Origin of the sequence: Halosolutus halophilus (assembly GCF_022869805.1) — an archaeon.
In the GTDB taxonomy this organism is placed as follows: Archaea; Halobacteriota; Halobacteria; order Halobacteriales; family Natrialbaceae; genus Halosolutus; species Halosolutus halophilus.
The window spans coordinates 3,750,243-3,768,970 of the sequence record NZ_CP094974.1 but is presented as its reverse complement, the minus strand read 5'-3'; the positions used below and the strand labels follow the sequence as shown (position 1 = coordinate 3,768,970).

At 65.3% G+C, this 18,728-nt stretch carries 18 protein-coding genes; 7 read left to right on the top strand and 11 right to left on the bottom strand.

Going from position 1 to position 18,728, the window contains the following annotated elements; translation table 11 throughout:
• Window positions 1-163: 163 nt before the first annotated feature.
• Entirely contained in the window at window positions 164-340 is a 177-nt protein-coding gene (locus MUG98_RS18510; RefSeq protein ID WP_265108896.1) for a hypothetical protein, read from the top strand.
• A gap of 217 nt (window positions 341-557) precedes the next feature.
• Here the strand turns inward: MUG98_RS18510 and MUG98_RS18505 are convergent, their stop codons facing one another.
• Window positions 558-1,199, bottom strand: a complete 642-nt coding sequence (locus MUG98_RS18505; protein ID WP_265108895.1) for a hypothetical protein — start codon at window positions 1,197-1,199, stop codon at window positions 558-560.
• A 294-nt stretch (window positions 1,200-1,493) separates the two neighbouring features.
• A complete protein-coding gene (locus MUG98_RS18500) occupies window positions 1,494-2,549 on the bottom strand; it encodes an aldo/keto reductase (RefSeq protein ID WP_265108894.1) in 1,056 nt (351 codons plus the stop codon).
• 541 nt (window positions 2,550-3,090) lie between these two features.
• Between MUG98_RS18500 and MUG98_RS18495 the strand changes: the two genes are divergently transcribed.
• The 3 genes from MUG98_RS18495 (at window position 3,091) to MUG98_RS18485 (ending at window position 4,948) form a co-directional block, all read left to right on the top strand.
• A complete protein-coding gene (locus tag MUG98_RS18495; protein WP_265108893.1) occupies window positions 3,091-3,990 on the top strand; it encodes an acyltransferase in 900 nt (299 codons plus the stop codon).
• Between the two features lie 139 nt (window positions 3,991-4,129).
• Window positions 4,130-4,453 (top strand): DUF7577 domain-containing protein, encoded by a 324-nt coding sequence (locus MUG98_RS18490; protein WP_265108892.1) that lies wholly within the window; start codon window positions 4,130-4,132, stop codon window positions 4,451-4,453.
• A 165-nt stretch (window positions 4,454-4,618) separates the two neighbouring features.
• Window positions 4,619-4,948 carry a HalOD1 output domain-containing protein gene (locus MUG98_RS18485; RefSeq protein WP_265108891.1) on the top strand — a complete coding sequence of 110 codons (330 nt, stop codon included), beginning with the start codon at window positions 4,619-4,621 and terminating at the stop codon, window positions 4,946-4,948.
• 49 nt (window positions 4,949-4,997) lie between these two features.
• Here MUG98_RS18485 and MUG98_RS18480 read toward each other — a convergent pair whose 3' ends face one another.
• A complete protein-coding gene (locus tag MUG98_RS18480) occupies window positions 4,998-5,747 on the bottom strand; it encodes a TraB/GumN family protein (protein WP_265108890.1) in 750 nt (249 codons plus the stop codon).
• 298 nt (window positions 5,748-6,045) lie between these two features.
• On the opposite strand from MUG98_RS18480, the gene MUG98_RS18475 reads away from it, so the two are divergent.
• A complete protein-coding gene (locus tag MUG98_RS18475) occupies window positions 6,046-6,291 on the top strand; it encodes a PRC-barrel domain containing protein (protein WP_265108889.1) in 246 nt (81 codons plus the stop codon).
• 101 nt (window positions 6,292-6,392) lie between these two features.
• Here the strand turns inward: MUG98_RS18475 and MUG98_RS18470 are convergent, their stop codons facing one another.
• The 3 genes from MUG98_RS18470 to prf1 form a co-directional block, all read right to left on the bottom strand.
• Window positions 6,393-7,178, bottom strand: a complete 786-nt coding sequence (locus MUG98_RS18470) for a helix-turn-helix transcriptional regulator (protein WP_265108888.1) — start codon at window positions 7,176-7,178, stop codon at window positions 6,393-6,395.
• Between the two features lie 245 nt (window positions 7,179-7,423).
• Window positions 7,424-9,841: an MSCRAMM family adhesin SdrC gene (locus MUG98_RS18465; RefSeq protein WP_265108887.1), complete on the bottom strand. Its 2,418-nt coding sequence runs from the start codon at window positions 9,839-9,841 to the stop codon at window positions 7,424-7,426.
• Window positions 9,842-10,034: 193 nt separating this feature from the next.
• Window positions 10,035-11,294 carry a peptide chain release factor aRF-1 gene (gene prf1, locus MUG98_RS18460; RefSeq protein ID WP_265108886.1) on the bottom strand — a complete coding sequence of 420 codons (1,260 nt, stop codon included), beginning with the start codon at window positions 11,292-11,294 and terminating at the stop codon, window positions 10,035-10,037.
• Window positions 11,295-11,465: 171 nt separating this feature from the next.
• On the opposite strand from prf1, the gene minD reads away from it, so the two are divergent.
• Together minD and MUG98_RS18450 are read left to right on the top strand one after the other, a co-directional pair.
• On the top strand, window positions 11,466-12,371 hold the full coding sequence (gene minD, locus MUG98_RS18455; protein WP_265108885.1) for a cell division ATPase MinD: 906 nt from the start codon (window positions 11,466-11,468) through the stop codon (window positions 12,369-12,371).
• A gap of 338 nt (window positions 12,372-12,709) precedes the next feature.
• On the top strand, window positions 12,710-13,267 hold the full coding sequence (locus MUG98_RS18450) for a DUF8159 domain-containing protein (protein ID WP_265108884.1): 558 nt from the start codon (window positions 12,710-12,712) through the stop codon (window positions 13,265-13,267).
• A 118-nt stretch (window positions 13,268-13,385) separates the two neighbouring features.
• Here MUG98_RS18450 and argS read toward each other — a convergent pair whose 3' ends face one another.
• The 5 genes from argS to MUG98_RS18425 form a co-directional block, all read right to left on the bottom strand.
• Entirely contained in the window at window positions 13,386-15,173 is a 1,788-nt protein-coding gene (gene argS / locus MUG98_RS18445) for an arginine--tRNA ligase (protein ID WP_265108883.1), read from the bottom strand.
• A gap of 83 nt (window positions 15,174-15,256) precedes the next feature.
• Window positions 15,257-15,931, bottom strand: a complete 675-nt coding sequence (gene udk, locus MUG98_RS18440) for a uridine kinase (protein ID WP_265108882.1) — start codon at window positions 15,929-15,931, stop codon at window positions 15,257-15,259.
• A gap of 61 nt (window positions 15,932-15,992) precedes the next feature.
• A complete protein-coding gene (locus tag MUG98_RS18435; RefSeq protein WP_265108881.1) occupies window positions 15,993-16,538 on the bottom strand; it encodes an NUDIX domain-containing protein in 546 nt (181 codons plus the stop codon).
• A 26-nt stretch (window positions 16,539-16,564) separates the two neighbouring features.
• Window positions 16,565-17,746 carry a pyridoxal-phosphate dependent enzyme gene (locus tag MUG98_RS18430; RefSeq protein WP_265108880.1) on the bottom strand — a complete coding sequence of 394 codons (1,182 nt, stop codon included), beginning with the start codon at window positions 17,744-17,746 and terminating at the stop codon, window positions 16,565-16,567.
• 1 nt (window position 17,747) lies between these two features.
• Window positions 17,748-18,707: a succinylglutamate desuccinylase/aspartoacylase family protein gene (locus MUG98_RS18425; protein WP_265108879.1), complete on the bottom strand. Its 960-nt coding sequence runs from the start codon at window positions 18,705-18,707 to the stop codon at window positions 17,748-17,750.
• Window positions 18,708-18,728: the final 21 nt, after the last annotated feature.

Below are 18,728 nucleotides of genomic sequence, written 5' to 3'. Positions count from 1 at the left end.
GTTCGCGACGACGATCGCGACGTGGGTCAGGACGAGGTCCACGTGGACCAGCAGTGCGGCCAGTTCGTAGGAGCCCCGTGCTGCGTCGAACTCACCGGTGCGGTCGAGCAGGACTGCCAGCCCGCGAAATCCGAGAACCGCGATCGACAACGGCGGTCGCCCGATGCCGTTCATCTCGATCCGGTTCGTCCTCGTCCTCGTCCTCGCGGTTCCGGTCCTGCTCCTGGTGCTGTACCTGGCGATTCCGGTTCTCACCGAGACCATCGTCGCACTTCTCACGCAACTCAGCCAGGTGACGGGACTGGTCGCGACCGTGCACGCGTTCCGGATGCCGCGGTGATCGGCACCATACCGGACTTGACCCGAGGTCGATCGGTTCCGTGCCGTCGCTGTGACCCGCTGTGTCAGGAATCGCGTCGTCATCTCGGAGTACCATCGACGGTGGTCGGCGACCTATCGAATCCCGTTCGGTGGGCGGTGAAATCGGCGTCCGTCTCCCTCGTGGACGGTCGGGTTGCAGTTTCGAACGCGATCGAGGACCTGGTATCGAGGGACGTTCAGTCGTGGTTCTCGTCCTTCTCCCTCTTCTCGTCGTCCTCGTACTTTTCCTTCTTCTTCTTTTTCCCGTCGTCTTCATCATCGCCGTCTCCGTCGCCGTCGTCGCCGTTCCCGCCGTCTCCGTTGCCGCCGTCGCCGTTCCCGCCGTCTCCGTTGCCGCCGTCGCCATTTCCGCCGTCTCCGTCGCCACCGTCGCCGTCGTCCCCGGAAACACCGCAGAAGTGAACGTTGGAAATGCCCGGCTGTGGGCCGTCACCGCCAGTATCGAACGTGAACGTCCCTTCGACTTGCCCCTCTTCGAAAACTTCGTCTTCGCCGGGATCGAACGCTTCCTCTCCGCCTCCGAATACGCGGATCTGATAGACGACACAGTCGCCCGTCGCTACCCATTCGAATTCGACTATCTCGTCACAGTCGTCGTCGGCTTCACCTTCTTTCGTGGTGTAATCTACGATCTCTATGCAGCCGATCGAATTCTCCTCTTCGTCTTCTGTGAAACAGTCGTCACCGCCCCCGGTTTCGAACTTCGCGAGTAAACTGTATCCGTCCGGACACGAGTATTGTCCCTCCCCCTGTCCGCCTTCTTGAGCCGCTCCGAGACACCCGCTCAGTGCACCGACGGTTGCGCCACTGGCAAGCATAATCGTTCGACGTGTATGGGATTCCACCATACGAATCCCAACATCTACGCTGTATATTGTTATCAGTAACCTGTATACTATCGTTCTAGAGATCGTCAGCGTATGCTTCGGGTTCTGTCTCGTATGATCCAGTTGCTCTCGGAACGCAGTGTCTAGTTACGCAATCGGATCGGTTTCCAGCACCGATCCGAAACGGCGCCTCCACCTCGGCGGCGCGTCCGCCTCTAGTTGGAGAGGTACCTCGGTACGGGCTGGTGTCCGAAAAGCGAACCGGGGCCTCGGTGCCGTAATACCTCAGTCGGCCGTGAGCTTGTCCAGCCCGGCCGACTGGATGTCCTCGCCGTCGACCGACGATCGCAGGGCGTCCATGCCGTCGTCCCGATCGATCCCGAAGTCGTTCTCGTAGAGGTCGTCGACGCGGGCCAGTTCTCCGTCGGAGAGTTTGGGAACGTCGCTCGCGGCCGCCCACTCGTCGACGTCGGCTTTCGTGCGGAACGTCGGCGTCACGGACGCGACGGGGTCGTGCGAGAGGAGCCACGCGATCGACGCCTGGCCCATCGTCCGTTCGCCGTCCCGTTCCAGGAATCGCAACTTCTCGAGTTTCTCCCAACCCGTCTCGTACCACTCGTCGGGCCGGAAGCCGCGGTGATCGCCCTCGCCGAGTTCCGTCTCGGGAGTGACCTGCTCGTTGAGGATCCCCGAGGAGTGCGGGACGCGGGGGATGAGACTCGTCGAGGAGCCGGTTTCCGCGATCGTCTCGAGGAAGTGGTTGCCGACCTCCTGTTCGAGCATATTCCACACTAACTGGACGGAGTCGAACTCCTCCTCGATCGCGAGGTCGCCCTCGGCGAGCCAGCCGATCGAGGGGCCGAGCGCGAGTCCCGTCGCCTCGATCACGCCCTCCTCTTCGAGTTCGTCGAGGAGTTCGAGCACGTCCGGGGTGATCTCGTCGACGTCGGCGTTGTGCAACTGGAGGACGTCGATCGAGTCCATCCCGAGCCGATCGAGGCTCTTCTCGACGGCCTCGCGCAGGTACTCGGGGTCCATCTCCTTGGGGAGTTCGCCGTGGCCGGCCTGTGGATTGTTGTAGAAGTCGTAACCGACCTTGGTCGCGACCGTGACCTCGTCGCGGACCTCGGAAAGCGCCTGGCCGATCAACTCCTCGCTCCGGCCGTGGCCGTAGACGTCGCCCGTGTCGAAGTACGTGATCTCCTGGTCGACCGCGTACTGGACCATCTCGGTGGCGTCGTCCTCGGACCGATCGCCCCACCAGTCGGTGCCGACGACCCACGCGCCGAAGCCGACTTCGCTGACCTCGACGCCGGAGTTGCCGAGTTCCTGGTACTGCATACACGGCCCTTTGGAGCGAGGGGACTTATGGCGTGCGGAACGTCGCCGCGGACCGGCGGACGTTCGACGGAGACGCCACTGTTATTCCGATCTGTCTGCGATCTTTCGCACAACGAATTCGATAAAATCCAACGTATTGAGCACCGACAAGGTGGCGTGGAATAACGAGTGGGTCCTTCATATCGGCAGTCCAATTTTTGCGGCCCTGGGTGTGCTCATAGTTTGGACGTGGGGCCTTCCGTTCGTTGCTTCTGTCTGGGTCGAAGCGGTAGTGCTTGGGCTCTGTTCGGGGGCAGCAGTTATACTAGGAATGACAATACTGGTCGTCATCGATTAAAATATCGCACACGATTCGCTTCCGGACGTACGTAGTTGTCCCAGTTTTTACCGAGACGGTGCCCTACGGATCGCCGTTCGAGGAGAAGCGGACCCCGGGGCGATCGGATCACAGGTCCGGTAACACTCGTGCCACCTGATACGGGATCGGCAAACTGGTCGCACAACCGAACCCCTATGAGTGCCGCGAGCAATACCACGGCATATGACAAAGCGGTACGTCTCGCTCCCCGACGAGGCGGAGGCGGGCATGCGCGAGTTCATCGACGAGGTCGACGAGCGACTGTCGAGCGACGAGGATACCTGCGCAGTCGTCAAGCACGTGTTGATCGACCTCTCGGGCGATCGCGAGGCCTACGAGCGCTGGCAGGCGGGCAAGGACGTCTCGCCGGCGGAACGCGTCCGACTGCAGAGCTACGACCCGTGTAACACCACCCTCGAGAGCGAGTACTACGCCGAGAAGGACGAAGAGCGGTTCCGCCAATCGAAACACCTCCAGTGGCTCTGGCGGCAGTTCGACAGTCTGCCGATCGCGGACAACGTCGAGTTCGCGCTGCGATTCCGGCGGATGCTCGCGGACCACCTGTTCGAAGAGTGCGGGGAGAACTGCCGTTTCTTCAAGAATATCTCGTTCACCTACGGCCACAACATCACGATCGGCGACAACACGGTCGTCCACGACGACGTCCACCTCGACGACCGCGGGAGGCTGACGATCGGTGATCGGGTGTCGATCTCCGACGGCGTCCACGTCTACAGTCACGATCACGACGTCGTCGACCAGACCGAGGTGCGCAACTACCACACGATCGTCGAGGACGACGTGCGCCTCACGTACGACTCGATGGTCCGGGCGGGGAACAGGGTCGGCGAGAACGCCATCGTCGGCGCGCGCGGCGTCGTCCAGCACGACATCCCCGCACACCACATCGCGGTCGGAATGCCCGCCAAGAGCGTCAAGATCAAGCCCGGCTGGGAGTCGGTCGCGACCCCGATCGAGGAGGGCGGGGTCAACCGCCAGGAGCAACGCCACCTCGAGTACGACCTGCCGGACGATTTCGAGGCGTTCGACGAGTTCGGCCGCGACCTGGAGCCTCCGCGGTAACGGCCACCTCTCCTGGACCGTACGGGTTCCAAACGAGCGTCGCCGACCGTCAGGAACGACTGTTATTCGCTCTCGATCGACTGTCACCGGTCGATGAGGCGGGGAATATCCAAGTGCATTGAGAACGTATATCATGCTGATGGAGCTCTGGGGCTGGCTCGTCGGATACGTCGTGCTGTTCGCCCTGCTTCACCTGTTACTGTACTACGTGTACGCCCGCCGCGAGGACGGTGAGAACGCCGGAACGCCGTCGTTCGCCGACCCCAACCGCGCGAGTTCGCGCTCCTCGCCCGGGGCCGATCGGTATCCTCGTGCGCCGGACGACACCAGCGATCCGGACGACGTGGCCGGGACCCTCGAGTTCGAAGGCGAGACGATTCGGTGTCCACATTGCGGCGCACGGAACGCGGCCGACCAGACCTTCACCTACTGCTGGAACTGCGTTTCGACGCTTCGCCAGTGATCGATCCGCGCCTCCGACCGGTTCACCCGGACTGCTTCGAGACCGATGGGAGCGGTGACTCTCAAGACCTTCTGGGAACCGGGCATATCGTCGCCGTTCTAGCAAGTAATCGACGATTATGTTTTTACCCCTCGAGGAACGACTGGCTGGCGAAGACGACCACGCATGTCCGGATACACGCCCCCCGCACCACAGTCTCGCTCTCCATCGGTGTATCGCGCCGTCCACGACCCCGAGGGAACTGCCACCCTCAGCACGACCGTGATTCACGCACTGGCCGACTGCACGGGCGTCGACGTCACCGACTGCCGGTTCTCGCTGTACGACGCCGTCGATCCCGACGCGCTCGACGCGCTCTTTCGACCGCGCCACGACGGTAGGCCGCGGACCGGCGGCAGACTCTCGTTTGTCGTCGACGACCACTACGTGACGGTCACGAGCGACGGAGAAATCCTGATCGAACCGCCCGAATCGGACCGCTACGCGCCTCGCTGATTCCGATCCGCTCTCGTCGATTCCGATCGATTCTCGCCAATCTCGCCGATTACGATTCCGCGTCACCGAGGGCCACTTCGATCGTCTCGAGGTGGTCGACGCCGACGACCGCGACGATCTCGCCGATCGACCGGACGTCCTCGAGTCGATCGACCATACAGCGTTCGCGCGTCTCGTCCCGGTAGGCGAGCGCGCTGCCGTCGGTGTCGACGCTCCCGAGCAGTGCCTGAACGCCGGCGACGTGGGATCGCTCGTGGGCCGCCTGCTCCGCCGGCGGATCGGTGTGGGTACACTCGTACTCGATCGGGTCATCGCAGGCGACGGTCATCGAGGTCGCGTGGGTCAACGTCGCCGCGATCCGGCAGGTCAGTGCCGATCGGGTCGCCCCGCCGACGTTCGAGATGACCCGTCGCGCCGTCGACGCCGGGACGCGATCGGCGACGAGTCGCGTGACGAGGCGGCGCAGAAACGACCAGTTGGGCGCGTCGATGCCGACGACCTCGGCGTCGGCCGCACGGATCGCGGCGCTCATCTCGCCGCCGAAGCGGGGTGGGTCGCCGTCACCGTCCCCGTCGCGGGCGTAGGCGCGGTACAGCGGGAGCGCCGCGGGCGGTAACTCGAGCGCGAGGACGTCCGGGTCGACCGCATCGAGGACGTGTTCGACCCGGGCGACGCTCGCGGGGTGGTCGTGGACGACGCCGACGAGGTGGAAGTCGGTCGATCCGGGGATCCGCCGATAGAACCGCGGGGTAACCCGTGGATCGTCGATCGAAGCGGGGATGGACTGGAGCCCGTCCATTGATCGAATAGTAATACGCGACTAGCGTCATAACCCTTCCGTTGTGCTGGCACAGGATTGCGTTGATACCGTGGCGTCGCGACTGCGGAATCGCTAATCGCGCGTTATTGACCGAGACGGTGGAAACGATACCCTGTCCGACGGAAACGATTTCGTCCGTTTATTTGCTCGACATCCCTGTTCCCGTCAGACCGGTCACGGCGCTCGATCGGCCGATCGCCGATCGGTGCCACCCCGACTCGGGGCCGGATCGCCGGCCGCGGGGCTCCCGTCGATCGACCGGACGACCGGGAACAGCATGACACGAGAGCGCCTCACGAAAGCGGACGAAGGGAAGCGCGTCCTGAACATCGACGGTACCGAGGTCGGTCGAATCGTGGCGGTCGAGGAGGGGCGTGGCTACGTCGATCCCGACCCGTCGATCACGGCCACTATCAAGGCCAAACTCGGCTGGGGTGACGCCGGTGACGACGCGCATCCGCTCGACGAAGGGAGCATCCAGGAGATCACCGACGACGAGATCTATCTCCGGGGAACGCTCTGAGCGGTCCGCAGGCCGACCCGGGGAACGGGACCGCGACGGCGTGGTCAGCGTCCGCGTTGCGATCGCTTCACGACCCGTCACAGTCCCACCGATCCGATCGCTCACCTCGGCGGCGACAATCTCGTCCCCCTCGCGCGGAACCGCCGATAGACCTCGTTGCCCCACTCGATCGCTTCCCGGGTGTCGTTCTCGATGATCGCCTTGATATCCGACTCCTGGAGCACGAACAGGAAGACCCGTGACTCGGTCGGGAGTTCGACGATCGTGAGTTCGTAGGGAAGCGAGTCGACGACGTGGAAATCGACGCCCCCGTCGACGATCACGTCGTGGAGTTGCTCGGGATACTCCGTCCGGACGAACTCCGCGAGGTCGTCGGTCACGAGCAACTCCGCGTCGAGGGTGCCGTCGATCGTTCGCTCGTGCAGTCGCTTTCGAAGCTGCGGGAGGCGTTCCGCGGTCGTACTGGCACGCACTCGATCGGCCCGATCGAGGTAGCAGGCGAGTTGCTGGAGCGGTTCGTTCGGTGCGTGTGGCGGCGGCTCCGACACGTCGGCACCGTCGAGTAGCGACGTCGACATCGGTGCGTCCCGTGGAATCTCCCGCAGCAAGGGACCGACCTCGCCGATCGATTGGAAGACGCTGACGCTGCGGCGATGCTCCGAGAGTGCCAGTCGACCCGCTGCCGTCAGCCGGTACCTACCGTCGTTCCGCTCGATGAACTCCAGCCACTCGAGTTCGCGGACTGCCCGATCGATCGTCGACCGCGAACACTCGAGGCGATCGACGAGGTCCCGCTTGTCACGCGCCCCGTTCGCGAGCGTCGAGAGGAGGTCCTGCCGGCGCGTGACGGTTTCGAGGACGTCCAGACTGGGGCTCGGGGAACGCATCGAAACTACTTCAGTACACTATACCCGATCGAATAAAAGTTCAGCGGCCAGGCACGCGCTCGTGACGGCCAGTGGCCGATCGGCGGATAATATCACCGCGGCTTCCCGCCTGTAGATCCGGGGCACGAGAGCGAATTCTCACCGGTTCCGGTATCGCTTTCGCGTTCCCCTCGCGTGTCTCCGTTTGCCCGTTCGGCACCCGCGGATTCGGCACTCTATTCATCGCCCGTCGATTCGGCGCCCTGTTATCCGCCCGTGGATTCGTTTTCGGATCCACCTCCTTCGTCTGCGTTCCTCTCGGGGTCGCCGTCCCCGTTATTTCCGTCCGAATCGGCCGTTCCGGTATCTCCGCCCGAATCATCCGTTTCCGTATCCCCGTCCGAATCATCCGTTTCCGCATCTCCGTCCGAATCACCAGTTCCGGTATCCCCGCCCGAATCGCCCGCCGCCTCGTCGTCGCCGTCTTCACCCGGTTCCGCCGACGGGCCGTCGGCGTCGGTGTCCTCGTCCGGACCGTCGGGGTCTTCGACGGGTTCGTCGTCCGATTCTCCGTCAGCGTCGGCCGCCTGATCCGCCTCGGTGGTCGATTCGTCGTCCGTGTCCGTCTCCGCCGTCCCGATCACGGTCACGGTCCGGACGGCCGAATCGTCGTCGCTCTCGACCCGCGCCGGGAACTCCTGGGTCCGCTCGACGAGCGCCGTTTCGAACTGGAGCGTGATCGTCCCGGTTTCGCCGGGGCCGAGCGAGACGGATTCGGAATCGACCACCGTGGGATCGTGGCCGACGATCAGTCGGACGGTCCGGGTAACTGCAGCGGTGCCGACGTTCTCGAGTTCGGCCGTCACGTCGAGGACCTCTCCCGACTCGACGGGGTCGTTCGTGCCGACGATCGAGACGGCGAGCCGTCCCCCGTCGACGAGGTCGTTCAGGCAGGACTCCGCCTGTGGATTCGGATGGGTGATCGTCGCGGTCGGGTACCCCTCCGGATCCGTGATTCCGGTGATGACCGGCCCGAGATCGCCGTAATCCGGCACCACGACGGTCGCCCGGCCGCCGCCCCCGGAGACGCCTGGGTCGTCGCCGACCTCGAAAACGATCGTCCCCGTAAACGGCGCGTCGACGTGTCTCCCGGCCTCGATCCAGTCCTCCATGATCGTGTTGCCGTACAGCGGCTCTCCGTCGCCCGCGAGATTGTAGAAGCCGGTGCTCGCAGCGACGGACTCGCCGTCCTCGAGCCGTCCCACCCGCACCACCGCCCGCGTACACGAGGGAAACGTGACCGAGAACTCGTCCTGGTCGTCCCCGGTGCCGTAGACGAGGACCGATCGGACGGCCTCGTCGGCGTCGCTCCGGACCCGGACCGGGAACTCCTGGTCGTTCTCGACGAGCGCCGTCTCGAACTCCAGGGTCACCGTCTCGGTCTCACCGGGACCGAGCGAGACGGATTCGGAATCCACCGTCGTCGGATCGTGGCCGACCACGAGCCGGACCTCCCCCGTCGCTGCGCCGTCGACGGCCTCGAGTTCGGCCGTCACGTCGAGGACCTCGCCCGCGTCGACCGGATCGTTCGTCTCCAGGATCCGGACCGCGAGGGTACCATCGGGGCCGTCGTCCGTACCGAAGACGCGGACCGTTCGGACCGCCTCGTCGACGTCGCTCCGCACCCGGACCGGGAACTCCTGCGTGTTCCTGACGAGCGCCGTCTCGAACTGGAGCGTGATCGTCTCAGCCTCGCCGGGATCGAGCTGGACGGTCTCGGAGTCGACCGTCGTGGGATCGTGTCCGACGACGAAATCGATCCTCTCCGTTACCGTCCCGGTACCGACGTTCTCGAGTTCGGCCGTCACGTCGAGAACCTCGCCCGCGCCGACCGGATGGTTCGTCCCGCGGATCCGGACCGCGACGTCGCCGCCGTCCGGACCGTCCTCGGTGCCGTAGACGAGGACCGATCGCTCGGACTCGTCGGCGTCGGTGACGGCTCTGACGGGGAACTGCTGATTGTTCCGTACCAGCGCCGTCTCGAAGCCCAGCGTGACGGATTCGGTCTCGCCGGACTCGAGGGTGACGCCGCGGGAGTCGACCTCCGTGGGATCGTGTCCGACGACGAACCGAACCTCGCCCGCCGCCGGCCCGTCGACGGGAGCGAGTTCGACGAGTACCTCGAGGTACTCGCCCGCATCGACGGGATGGTCCGTCTCGAGGATTCGGACCGCGATGTCGCCCGTCGGCCCGCCCTCGGTCCCGTAGACGAGGACCGATCGCTCCGCCGTGTCCGTCTCGCCCTCGACCCTGACGGGGAACTGCTGGTTGTTCCGCACCAGCGCCGTCTCGAAGCCCAGCGTGATCGTCTCGCTCTCGCCGGAATCGAGCTGGACGGTCCCGGAATCGACCGTCGTGGGATCGTGGCCCACGACGAACCGGATCGTTTCGGTCACCGGCTCCGAACCGGCGTTCTCGAATCGAGCATCCACGCGGAGAAACTCGCCCGCCTCGACAGGATCGTTCGCCGTGCGGATCGCGATCGCGATTCCGCCGTCCTGTCCCCGGGCAGCACCCCGGCTACTGGCGGCCGTCGCACCACCTCCGATACCGGCTGCCGTCGCGGCACTCCCACCTGCGACCCCCTTCAGAACGTGTCGCCTGGTTGTCCCATCGCGGGGCATAGTCGCCGGAGAGTCGCGAGTCACGACTCGAAAATCCCGTGGACTGTTCCGCGTCGAAACAGGCGATTCTCGGTCTTCCACGTCGTCGTACCGGACGTAAGCCGACCGTTACGGCGGACCGATCGCGGTGGCGCGGCTCACGTCGGTACGACTTCAGAACGCCCTGGACGGCGTCCAACCGCTCCAAGGGTCTCTAGACGCCGGTACTGTACCGCAGAATGCCCGCGAACCCGCCGAAGGCGTTGTAGAGCTGTTCACCCTTTTCGAAATCGGTCGAGATGAACTTGGTCTCGGTGCCGCGCTGTTCGGCGATCTCGATGAGGTGGTCGATCGCGTCCTCGCGGTCTTCCTCGGTCGCCTCGACCTCGGTCCCGCACTCGGTACACGTGTGTGTCGGCGTCGACTTCCGGCGGTCGATCACTTCCCGCTCGGTGGCACCGCACTCGGGGCAGTCGTACGTAACGACGTCCTTCCGGAGGTCCTCGCTGATCAGCAGGCGGTCGACCGCGCCCATCATGAGGTTCTTCCGGGTCTGCTCGAACCCGTAGGTCGCGAGGTCGCCGGCGTTGAGTTCCTCGAAGAACTCCTCCATCTGCTGTTTGTCCTTTACCACCTCGGCGTCGGCCAGCGCGTCTTCGGCGTTGTCGACGAGGTCTTTCAGGCCGGACTCGTCGGTGTAGGCGACGTCGAACTTCCCGAGGACGTTGTCCTGGATCTCGTGGTGGAGGTAGTCGCCGTCGAGGAACTCGTCTTTGGTCGGCGAGGGACCGCCGACGAGGATGCCGTCGAGTTCGTGGCGTTTCGGGACGAAGAGGTCGTTGGCCATTCCCGCGACCTCCTGGTAGAAGTTGTCGATCGCCTCGAGTCGCAGGCGGGCGAATCGCTGGGCGGACTGGCCACCTTTGCGCTGCTTGCCGGGGACGAGCGAGGAGGCGGACTTGACGGGTTCGATGCGTTTGCCCTTCAGCCAGCCGACGTTGGCTTCGCGCCGATCGAGGACGATCAGGCCGTACAGCCCCTTGTCGGCGAGCATCTCCTCTAGCGGCTCTGTCAGGAAGTCCGAGTCGCAGTGATAGCGGAAGGACTCGACGGGCTGGGGCGGGCTCTCGAGGACCTTGGTGATCATCTCGGTGCGGCCACCGCCGGAGTCGACGGCGCCCGAGAACAGCACCATACCGTTCTCCGGCGGGTAGGTGTCGTAGTACCGGAGCCGGTCCTTGATACTCGTCAGTGCGTCCTGGACGTTCGTCCGGGTCTGCTTGGACTTGATGTTGGCCGCCTCGCTGTGTTCCTGGGTAACGTGCTGGACGACGTCACTCACCTGTCGATCGTCGGGAACGTAGATCGATACGAGTTGCGTGCCAGAGCCTTCGTAGTCCTTGAGATCCTCGATGACCTTCCGGAACTCGTATTTCTTCCGGTCGGATTGCTCCTGCTCGCCCTCCTGGCTCATTGGCCGTACAAAACAGTGCTGCGTGTAAGTATCCTTTGACACACCGTGTTCCCTGTCACCGTGAGCCGACCGATCGACGTGACAACCGCGGGATGCGATCGCTGTCGCCGCAACCGGGGCGTGGTCACGATTTAAGGTGCTGCCGTGCGACTATCCGGACAGTACTCGAGTATGTCTCAGGAGACGGTATATGCTATCGCGAGCGGGAAAGGCGGCGTCGGCAAGACGACGACGACGGTAAACCTCGGGACGGCGCTCGCACAGGCGGGCGAGCGCGTCGCGGTCGTCGACGCCGACCTGGGTATGGCGAACCTCGCCGGATTCGTCAGCCTGACCCCCGACGCGACGACGCTGCACGACGTGCTGGCTGGCGACGCATCGATCGACGACGCGACCTATCGGCTGGCGAAGAACATCGTCGCGGTTCCCAGTGGAACCGACCTCGACGACTACGCCGAAACCTCCCCCGAAGGGCTACGCGACGTCGTTTCGGAGCTTCGATCGTCCTTCGACTACGTCTTTCTCGACGTCGGTGCCGGCGTCAGCCACGAGACCGTCCTCCCGCTCGGGCTGGCCGACGCCGTCTTGCTCGTCTCGACGCCGGAACCTGCGGCCGTCCACGACTCGAAGAAGACGGTCGAACTGACCGACCGGACCGGTGGCGAGGTCGCCGGCCTCGTAATCACGCGGACCCGACCGAGCAGCGACATCTCCTACGAGGAAATCGCCACCCGGCTCGACCTCCCCTTGCTGGGGACGATTCCGGAGGACCGGATGGCCCGCGAGAGCGTCTACGCCGGGACTCCGCTGGTCGTCTACGAACCCGACGGACCTGCCGCCGTGGCCTACCGCCGACTCGCGAGCGACCTCGCCGGTATCGACGTCCCCGATCGACCGCCGAACGGTCGCGAGACGGCCAGCGACGGCGGCATTCGGTCCGCCGACCGCTCACGGGGAAAGGCGGGCGCGGCGGCCGCGTCGTTGACAGACCGCGTCCCAGGCGAGGGGTCCGACGGCCGCGAGGCAGCACAGGAGGACGTCTCGAGTGCGATCACGGAAGCCGAAACCGACCCCTGACCCTACGCCGTCGTCCACGTTCGCGTTCGACGGTGGACCGCCACTGCGGTCACAGGGGTTCATCGCTTCCTACCCCAGTGGTAGGTCGCATCTGGAACCGTCGAGTTACCGCGTCCGACGGGGACGTCGGTCGAACGCGGTGACTACCATCCGGGAGAGATACTCACCGTCGCCTGACTGCCGTGAACACTGGCTCGATCGCGATATCTGCTTTTTCTGGGCGTAACGGGTCTGAGAAGCCAATTTCGCATTTCGAAAGAGTACCTCGATCGTGAGCGTCCCGATCGAGAACGGGTACGAACTGATTACTAATCACGGAGTCGACCATTGCCTCGCGCATGGAGCGACGAAGACTCCTCATCGGCAGTGGTGCCGCCCTCACAACCGCGCTGGCCGGCTGCTTCGGGTCCGAAACCGACGACGATCCCGGCGATACCGAGGACGGACTCGAGGACAGCGATAGCACGAACGACGGGTCCAGTGACGACGGCGACAGCGACGGAGACAATGGCGACGGCGACGGTGACGGTGACGACGGGAAGTACGACGACGTTCCCGGCTTCGATTCCAAAGACCTCTCGATAAGTAGCGACAAGGTGAGCATCGATCGCGTCAAACGCGACGGCGAGACGGTCTACGTCGACGCCACGACGAAGACGACCGACAAAGAGGTGCTGTACGAGGAACTCCAGTCGCTCGCCGACGACGTCGAGAAACCGACGCACGATCTCGATCGGTTCAAACGGAAGATCGAGACCGTCGAGTGGACGGTCGCCGACGAGAACGGCAAAACCGTGGCGTCGTTCTACATCAGCGTGTCGTGGATCCGCAAGTTCGTCGACGGCGACCTGACCGAGGACGAGTTCGTCGATCTCGTGCTCGATACGGCCCAGTAGCGTCGCCATCGCGTCTCGGCGGTGAACCGACCACCCGACGCGGTTTTTGCGGGTGACTGACCCACGAGAGGGATTCGTGGTCTCGTAGACCGATGGTGATATCGATCGGACCGACGGCCTACATCGATCGCGGTGCGTCGACGCCGAGGATCGACAGTGCGTTCGCGACGGTGTGTTTCGAGGCGGCCACCAGCGCGAGTCGCGCGTCCCGGACGTCGGGATCGACGTCGTCGGCGAGCACCGGACACTCGCGGTAGAAGGCGTTGAACCGGTCCGCGAACTCGCGAGTGTAGGTCGCGATCTGGTGAGGTTCGAGGTCGTCTGCGGCCTCCTCGACGGCGGCCGGGAACCGGCCGATCGTCTCGAGCAGATCCCGCTCTTCGGGGGCGTCGAGCAGGGCCGCGTCGACGTCAGCAGTCGTGAGTCCCCCGATTCGGCCGTCGTCGGCGACCGCGAGGCCGGCCTCCTCCAGGATGCCACAGCACCGCGCGTGGACGTACTGCACGTACGGTGCGGACTGAGCCTCGAAGTCCAGCGCCTGGTCCCACTCGAAGGTAATCGCCTTCGTCGGCTGCTTCGAGACGATGTCGTACCGGACCGCGCCGATCCCGACCTGATGAGCGATTCGCTCGACGTCCTCGTCGTCCAGGTCGTCGTCCCGGATGCGGTCGTCGAGTCGGTCCTCGACTTCCTGGCGGGCCCGGTCGATCGCCTCGTCGAGCAGATCGTCCAGGTCGACGCCGGTCCCCCGGCGGGTCGACATCTTGCCCTCGGGCAGGTTGACGTAGGAGTAGATCACCTGCCGAAGCCCGTCGGTGTCGTTGCCCAGCAACTCGAGGGCCGTCCGGAGCTGTTTCGCCTGGAGTTTGTGGTCCTCGCCCAGCACGGTCACCGCGCGATCGTAGTTGTCGAACTTCCACTCGTGGTGGGCGAGGTCGCGGGTCGGGTACAACGAGGTGCCGTCGGCCCGCTGGAAGACGAGGTTCTTGTCGATCCCGTGCTCGTCGAGGTCGAGTTGCCAGGCCTCCTCCTCGTAGACGGCCTCGTCGAGGTTCGTGAGTCGATCGACCACCTCGTCCGTCGAGCCGTCGAACATGAACCGGGTCTCCTTGACGAACTCGTCGAACTCGGCGGGCAGCCGTTCGAGACACTGCTTCATCCCGGAGAGAACCTGGTCGACGACCTCGCTGACCCGTTCGTAGGTCTCCTCGTCGCCGTCTTCGAGTCCCTGCATGATCGCCTCGATCTCGGCCTCGGCCTCGGCGACGGCGTCGTCGTCAGCGGTCTCGAGGTAGGCGTTGCCCTTGCGGTAGTAGCGCACGAGATCGTACTCGATGCGATCGCGCTCGGGTTCTGTCTCCAGGTCGGACTCGTCGAACGTCTCGTAGGCCCAGGTGAACGTCGCGATCTGGCGGCCCGCATCGTTGACGTAGTAGTGGCGATCGACGTCGTACCCCGCGTACGCGAGCAGGTTAGCGACCGCGTCGCCGATGATCGGATTCCGTGCGCGGCCGACGTGGACCGGCCCGGTCGGGTTCGCGCTGGTGTGTTCGACGACGACGGACTCCGCGCGGTCTTCGAGGGTGCCGTACTCGTCCCCCGTGGCGGTCGCGAGGGTCTCCGCGAAGTAGGCGTCGCTCGGCAGGAAGTTGAGATACGGTCCCTGGGTCCGTACGTCCGAGACGTAGGTCAGGTCGTCGAGGTCGATCGCGTCGGCGATCTCTCCCGCGACCTGCGGCGGCGGGGCACCGGCCTCGCCGGCGAGTCGAAAGGCGACGCTCGAGGCGAGAACGCTCTCGACGTCGTCCGGCGGTTCTTCGATCCCGAGATCGTCCGTCGGGAAGTCGCGATCGGCGAGCGCCGCCTCGAGGACACCCTCGACCTCGGCGCGTAGGGCACGGAACATACCCGCCCGTATTCAGGGGGCAAGTAAAGGAATGTCGGGTTTCGTCCCGACGCCGCACTGCGGCCGGTCATCGCGGCGGCCCGTCAATCCGTCCTCGATCCGTTGAACGGCAGTTCGCGGTCGGGATCGTTCCGTTCCGCCCCGTCCGGCAGTTCGGCCTGCACTTTCTCGGTCAGGAGGTCGATCGCCATCCGGTTGGCCCCTTCGGGGATGATCACGTCCGCGTGTTTCTTCGTCGGTGCGACGAACTTCTCGTGCATCGGTTTGACCGTCTCGAGGTACTGTTCCATGACCCCCTCGAGGTCGCGGTCGCGCTCGATGACGTCGCGCTCGATCCGGCGCAGGATGCGGACGTCCGCGTCGGTCATCACGTACACTCGCAGATCGAGCATCTCCCGGATCGCCTCGTCGTGCAGCGCGAGAATCCCCTCGAGGACGATCACGTCCGAGGGGTCGACGGTGACGCGGTCGTCCGCGCGGTTGTGCACCTCGAAGTCGTACTGGGGCATCTCGATCGGCTGTCCCGTCAGCAACGCGTTGAGTTGCGTCCGCAGCAGGTCCCACTCGAACGCGGACGGGTGATCGTAGTTGACCGCCTCCCGTTCGTCGAACGTGAGGTGGGAGAGATCCTCGTAGTAGTTGTCGAGCGGAATTCGCGTGACGCCCTCGCCGACAGTCTCCGCGACCGTCCGTGCGACCGTCGTCTTCCCCGCGCCCGTGCCGCCGGCGATTCCGATAGCGAACGACGGTATACTCATCGTCCGAATCTGATCGGGACCGCTAATGAATCCCGTGATCTCGCGTCGGTCCACCGAGTCGTCAGTAGTGGGACTCGAACAGCGCCGCGGCGGTCCGAAACCGTTCCTCGTGGACCGGACGGAACGTCTCGTCCGAGGCGTCGAACGCCGTCGGCGACCAGAACCTGGCTGCGGTGGCGTCGCTGCCTGCGATCGGTTCGCCGCCGGTTGCGTTCCGATCGACGACGTAGTGAATCGTGACGACGTGTTTCCCGTCCCGCGGCGGGACCGTCGTCGCGTCGAGGAGTTCGAGGGCGTCTGGATCGACCGCGACGTCGGTCTCCTCCGCCAGTTCCCGGGCCGCGGCCGCCTCGGGCGCCTCGTCGATCTCCACGTGTCCGCCGGGAAGCGTCCACTCGCCGACCCCCGGCGGGACCCCGCGTTCGACGCAGAGTACTGCGGGGTCGGGTTCCGTCCGATCGACGACGGCGACCGCGGCACATGGAACCGGGTTGTGCCAGATCACTCGATCGCAGTCCAGACAGCGCTCGCGCTCGCGACCGTCGACCGCGACCGTCTCGAGGGAGTCACCACAGTGGGGACAGAACGTCGGCGGACGGCTCACCATCTACGGAGTGGTCGGGACCGCAGCTATCAAAGGGTTTTCAATCCGGTCCCGGTCAGGGGGACCACGACGTCGTCGTCGTCGGCGATCGTCCCCTGCTCGCGGTACTGGCGCAGCGCTGCCGGCGCGGCCGCACAGGTCGGCTCGACGTAGAACCCGCCGCGGTGGAGCCGATCGAGCGCGGTTTCGATCGGGTCCGAGCCGACTGCGATGGCGTCGCCGTCCGTCGCGGCGATCGCGTCGAGAATCTCACCCTCGCGGGCGGGCGCTGCGATCTTGATTCCGTCGGCGATCGTGGTGCCGTTGCCTTCGGCGTCGGTGGTGTCGCCGCCGAGTTCGTCGACGATGGGCGCGTAGCCGGTAGCCTGCGCGCCGAGCAATCGGGGCATGCCGTCGACGATTCCGGCCTCGTTTAACAACGAGAACCCTCTGTACGCGCCGAGGAAGAGGGTGCCGTGACCGATCGGGAGGACGAGCGCGTCGGGAACGGTCCAGCCGCGCTGGGCGGCGACCTCGAACGCGAAGGTCATCGTGCCGGCGTAGAAGGCGGGATTCCAGGCGTGGCTGGCGTACCAGCCCTCGCCGGTCTGCCACGGGACGTCGCCGCCGTCGTCTGTGTCGCCGCTGTCGTCTGTGTCGCCGTCGTCGTCTGTATCGCCGTCGCCCTCGACGGCGTCGAGACAGGCCGCGGTGACGTCTTCGCGGCTCCCGTCGATCCGGACGGGGCGGGCGTCGGCCCGCTGGATCATCATCAGCTTCGACTGTTTGACGTCCGCCGGCACGTAGATGTCCGCGTCGATACCCGCGCGGGCCGCGTAGGTCGCGATCGCGGCCCCGGCGTTGCCGGAGGAGTCCTCGATGACCCGCTCGACGCCGAGTTCCACGGCGCGCGAGAGCGTCGTCGTCGCGCCGCGGTCCTTGAACGACCCGGTCGGGAAGACGTACTCGAGTTTGAACGACGCGTCCCACTCGGGGGCGTCGACCATCGGGGTGAACCCTTCGAAGAAGGTGACGTGTTGCTCGATCGGGAGGAACTCGAAGAAGGTCCACAGCCCGTCGGTGGTGTCGAGCCGCGAGATCGGGAGCGGTTCGCCTTGCGGGAGCGGATGCTCGGTGAATTCGAGGGCGTGGCCACACGCACAGCGCCAGGGTTCGTTCGGACCAGCCTCGTAGACCGTACCGCAGTCGGGACAGGTGAGATCGGATGCCATGTTAGTATTCGTCGATGTCGGTGGCGACGGAGCAGACGTACTCCCCGGTCGCGACCTGTGGGAGCCGCCGCGTTCGCCAGAGGATGCCGGTGCTGTCGGCCGTCACTTCCGCTTTCGGTTCGCCGAACGGCGTCGTCACCTCGAACAGCACGTCGCCGGCACTGACCCGGCTTCCCAGCTCCGGTTCGAGGGAGGTGAGGCCGCCGGCCGGGGCACCGTACTGTTCGAACCCTCTCGCACGGGTCTGGGTCGTGAGGGAGGGCTCGCCGTCGAGGAAGTCGTAGTGTCTGAGCACGTTGAACACTCCGTCGACTCCCTTTCGAATGCTCTCCTCGTCCCAGCCGACGCTGCCGCCCAGTTCGGGGTCGACGGTGGGGACGCCCTCGTCGGGGCCGGCCCTGGCGAGTTGCCCGTCCGGCCCCTTCTGGTCGAGCACGTAGCCACAACCGAAGGCTTTCGCCAGTTCGAGACACTCGCCGTGGAGCCGATGGCGGCCGCCACAGCGGACCCGGACCTCGTCGATCATCCGGCTCGTCGACCCCTGGTGCAGGTCGAGCACGAGGTCCGCCCCCGTCGCGATGTCGAACGTCGCCGCGGCGATCCGCTCGCTCGAGGTTCCGTTCTCGTTGCCCGGATAGGCCCGGTTCATCTTCGTGTCGTCGATCGGGTTCCGGTGTTCGGCCACCTGGAACGCGTGGTAGTTGACGATCCCGACGATCAGGATCGTCCCCGAGAGTTCGGCGGGATCGAGTCGCGGTACGACGCGCTGGATGACGCCGATACCGTTGAGTTCGTCGCCATCGCTCGCGGCCTGCATGTAGAGTGTCTGCCCCGACTTCGCGCCGTTGATCACGGCGACGGGGAGACCGATCGGACTGCCGTCCCGGGTCTCGCCGACCTCGAGCCGGCCCGTATCGATCTCGCCGGGCCCCGCGCTCGCCGTTCCGAGCGTCGTCGTCATGTGCCCCACGATGGACCCGTC

Coding starts and splice junctions, on each gene's coding strand:
- MUG98_RS18435 (WP_265108881.1), bottom strand. CDS start 16,538: ATGGTGAGCCGTCCGCCGACGTTCTGTCCCCACTGTGGTGACTCCCTC.
- MUG98_RS18450 (WP_265108884.1), top strand. CDS start 12,710: ATGGAGCGACGAAGACTCCTCATCGGCAGTGGTGCCGCCCTCACAACC.
- MUG98_RS18475 (WP_265108889.1), top strand. CDS start 6,046: ATGACACGAGAGCGCCTCACGAAAGCGGACGAAGGGAAGCGCGTCCTG.
- MUG98_RS18505 (WP_265108895.1), bottom strand. CDS start 1,199: ATGCTTGCCAGTGGCGCAACCGTCGGTGCACTGAGCGGGTGTCTCGGA.
- MUG98_RS18480 (WP_265108890.1), bottom strand. CDS start 5,747: ATGGACGGGCTCCAGTCCATCCCCGCTTCGATCGACGATCCACGGGTT.
- MUG98_RS18470 (WP_265108888.1), bottom strand. CDS start 7,178: ATGCGTTCCCCGAGCCCCAGTCTGGACGTCCTCGAAACCGTCACGCGC.
- MUG98_RS18500 (WP_265108894.1), bottom strand. CDS start 2,549: ATGCAGTACCAGGAACTCGGCAACTCCGGCGTCGAGGTCAGCGAAGTC.
- prf1 (WP_265108886.1), bottom strand. CDS start 11,294: ATGAGCCAGGAGGGCGAGCAGGAGCAATCCGACCGGAAGAAATACGAG.
- MUG98_RS18510 (WP_265108896.1), top strand. CDS start 164: ATGCCGTTCATCTCGATCCGGTTCGTCCTCGTCCTCGTCCTCGCGGTT.
- MUG98_RS18465 (WP_265108887.1), bottom strand. CDS start 9,841: ATGCCCCGCGATGGGACAACCAGGCGACACGTTCTGAAGGGGGTCGCA.
- udk (WP_265108882.1), bottom strand. CDS start 15,931: ATGAGTATACCGTCGTTCGCTATCGGAATCGCCGGCGGCACGGGCGCG.
- MUG98_RS18495 (WP_265108893.1), top strand. CDS start 3,091: ATGACAAAGCGGTACGTCTCGCTCCCCGACGAGGCGGAGGCGGGCATG.
- minD (WP_265108885.1), top strand. CDS start 11,466: ATGTCTCAGGAGACGGTATATGCTATCGCGAGCGGGAAAGGCGGCGTC.
- MUG98_RS18425 (WP_265108879.1), bottom strand. CDS start 18,707: ATGACGACGACGCTCGGAACGGCGAGCGCGGGGCCCGGCGAGATCGAT.
- MUG98_RS18430 (WP_265108880.1), bottom strand. CDS start 17,746: ATGGCATCCGATCTCACCTGTCCCGACTGCGGTACGGTCTACGAGGCT.
- argS (WP_265108883.1), bottom strand. CDS start 15,173: ATGTTCCGTGCCCTACGCGCCGAGGTCGAGGGTGTCCTCGAGGCGGCG.
- MUG98_RS18485 (WP_265108891.1), top strand. CDS start 4,619: ATGTCCGGATACACGCCCCCCGCACCACAGTCTCGCTCTCCATCGGTG.
- MUG98_RS18490 (WP_265108892.1), top strand. CDS start 4,130: ATGGAGCTCTGGGGCTGGCTCGTCGGATACGTCGTGCTGTTCGCCCTG.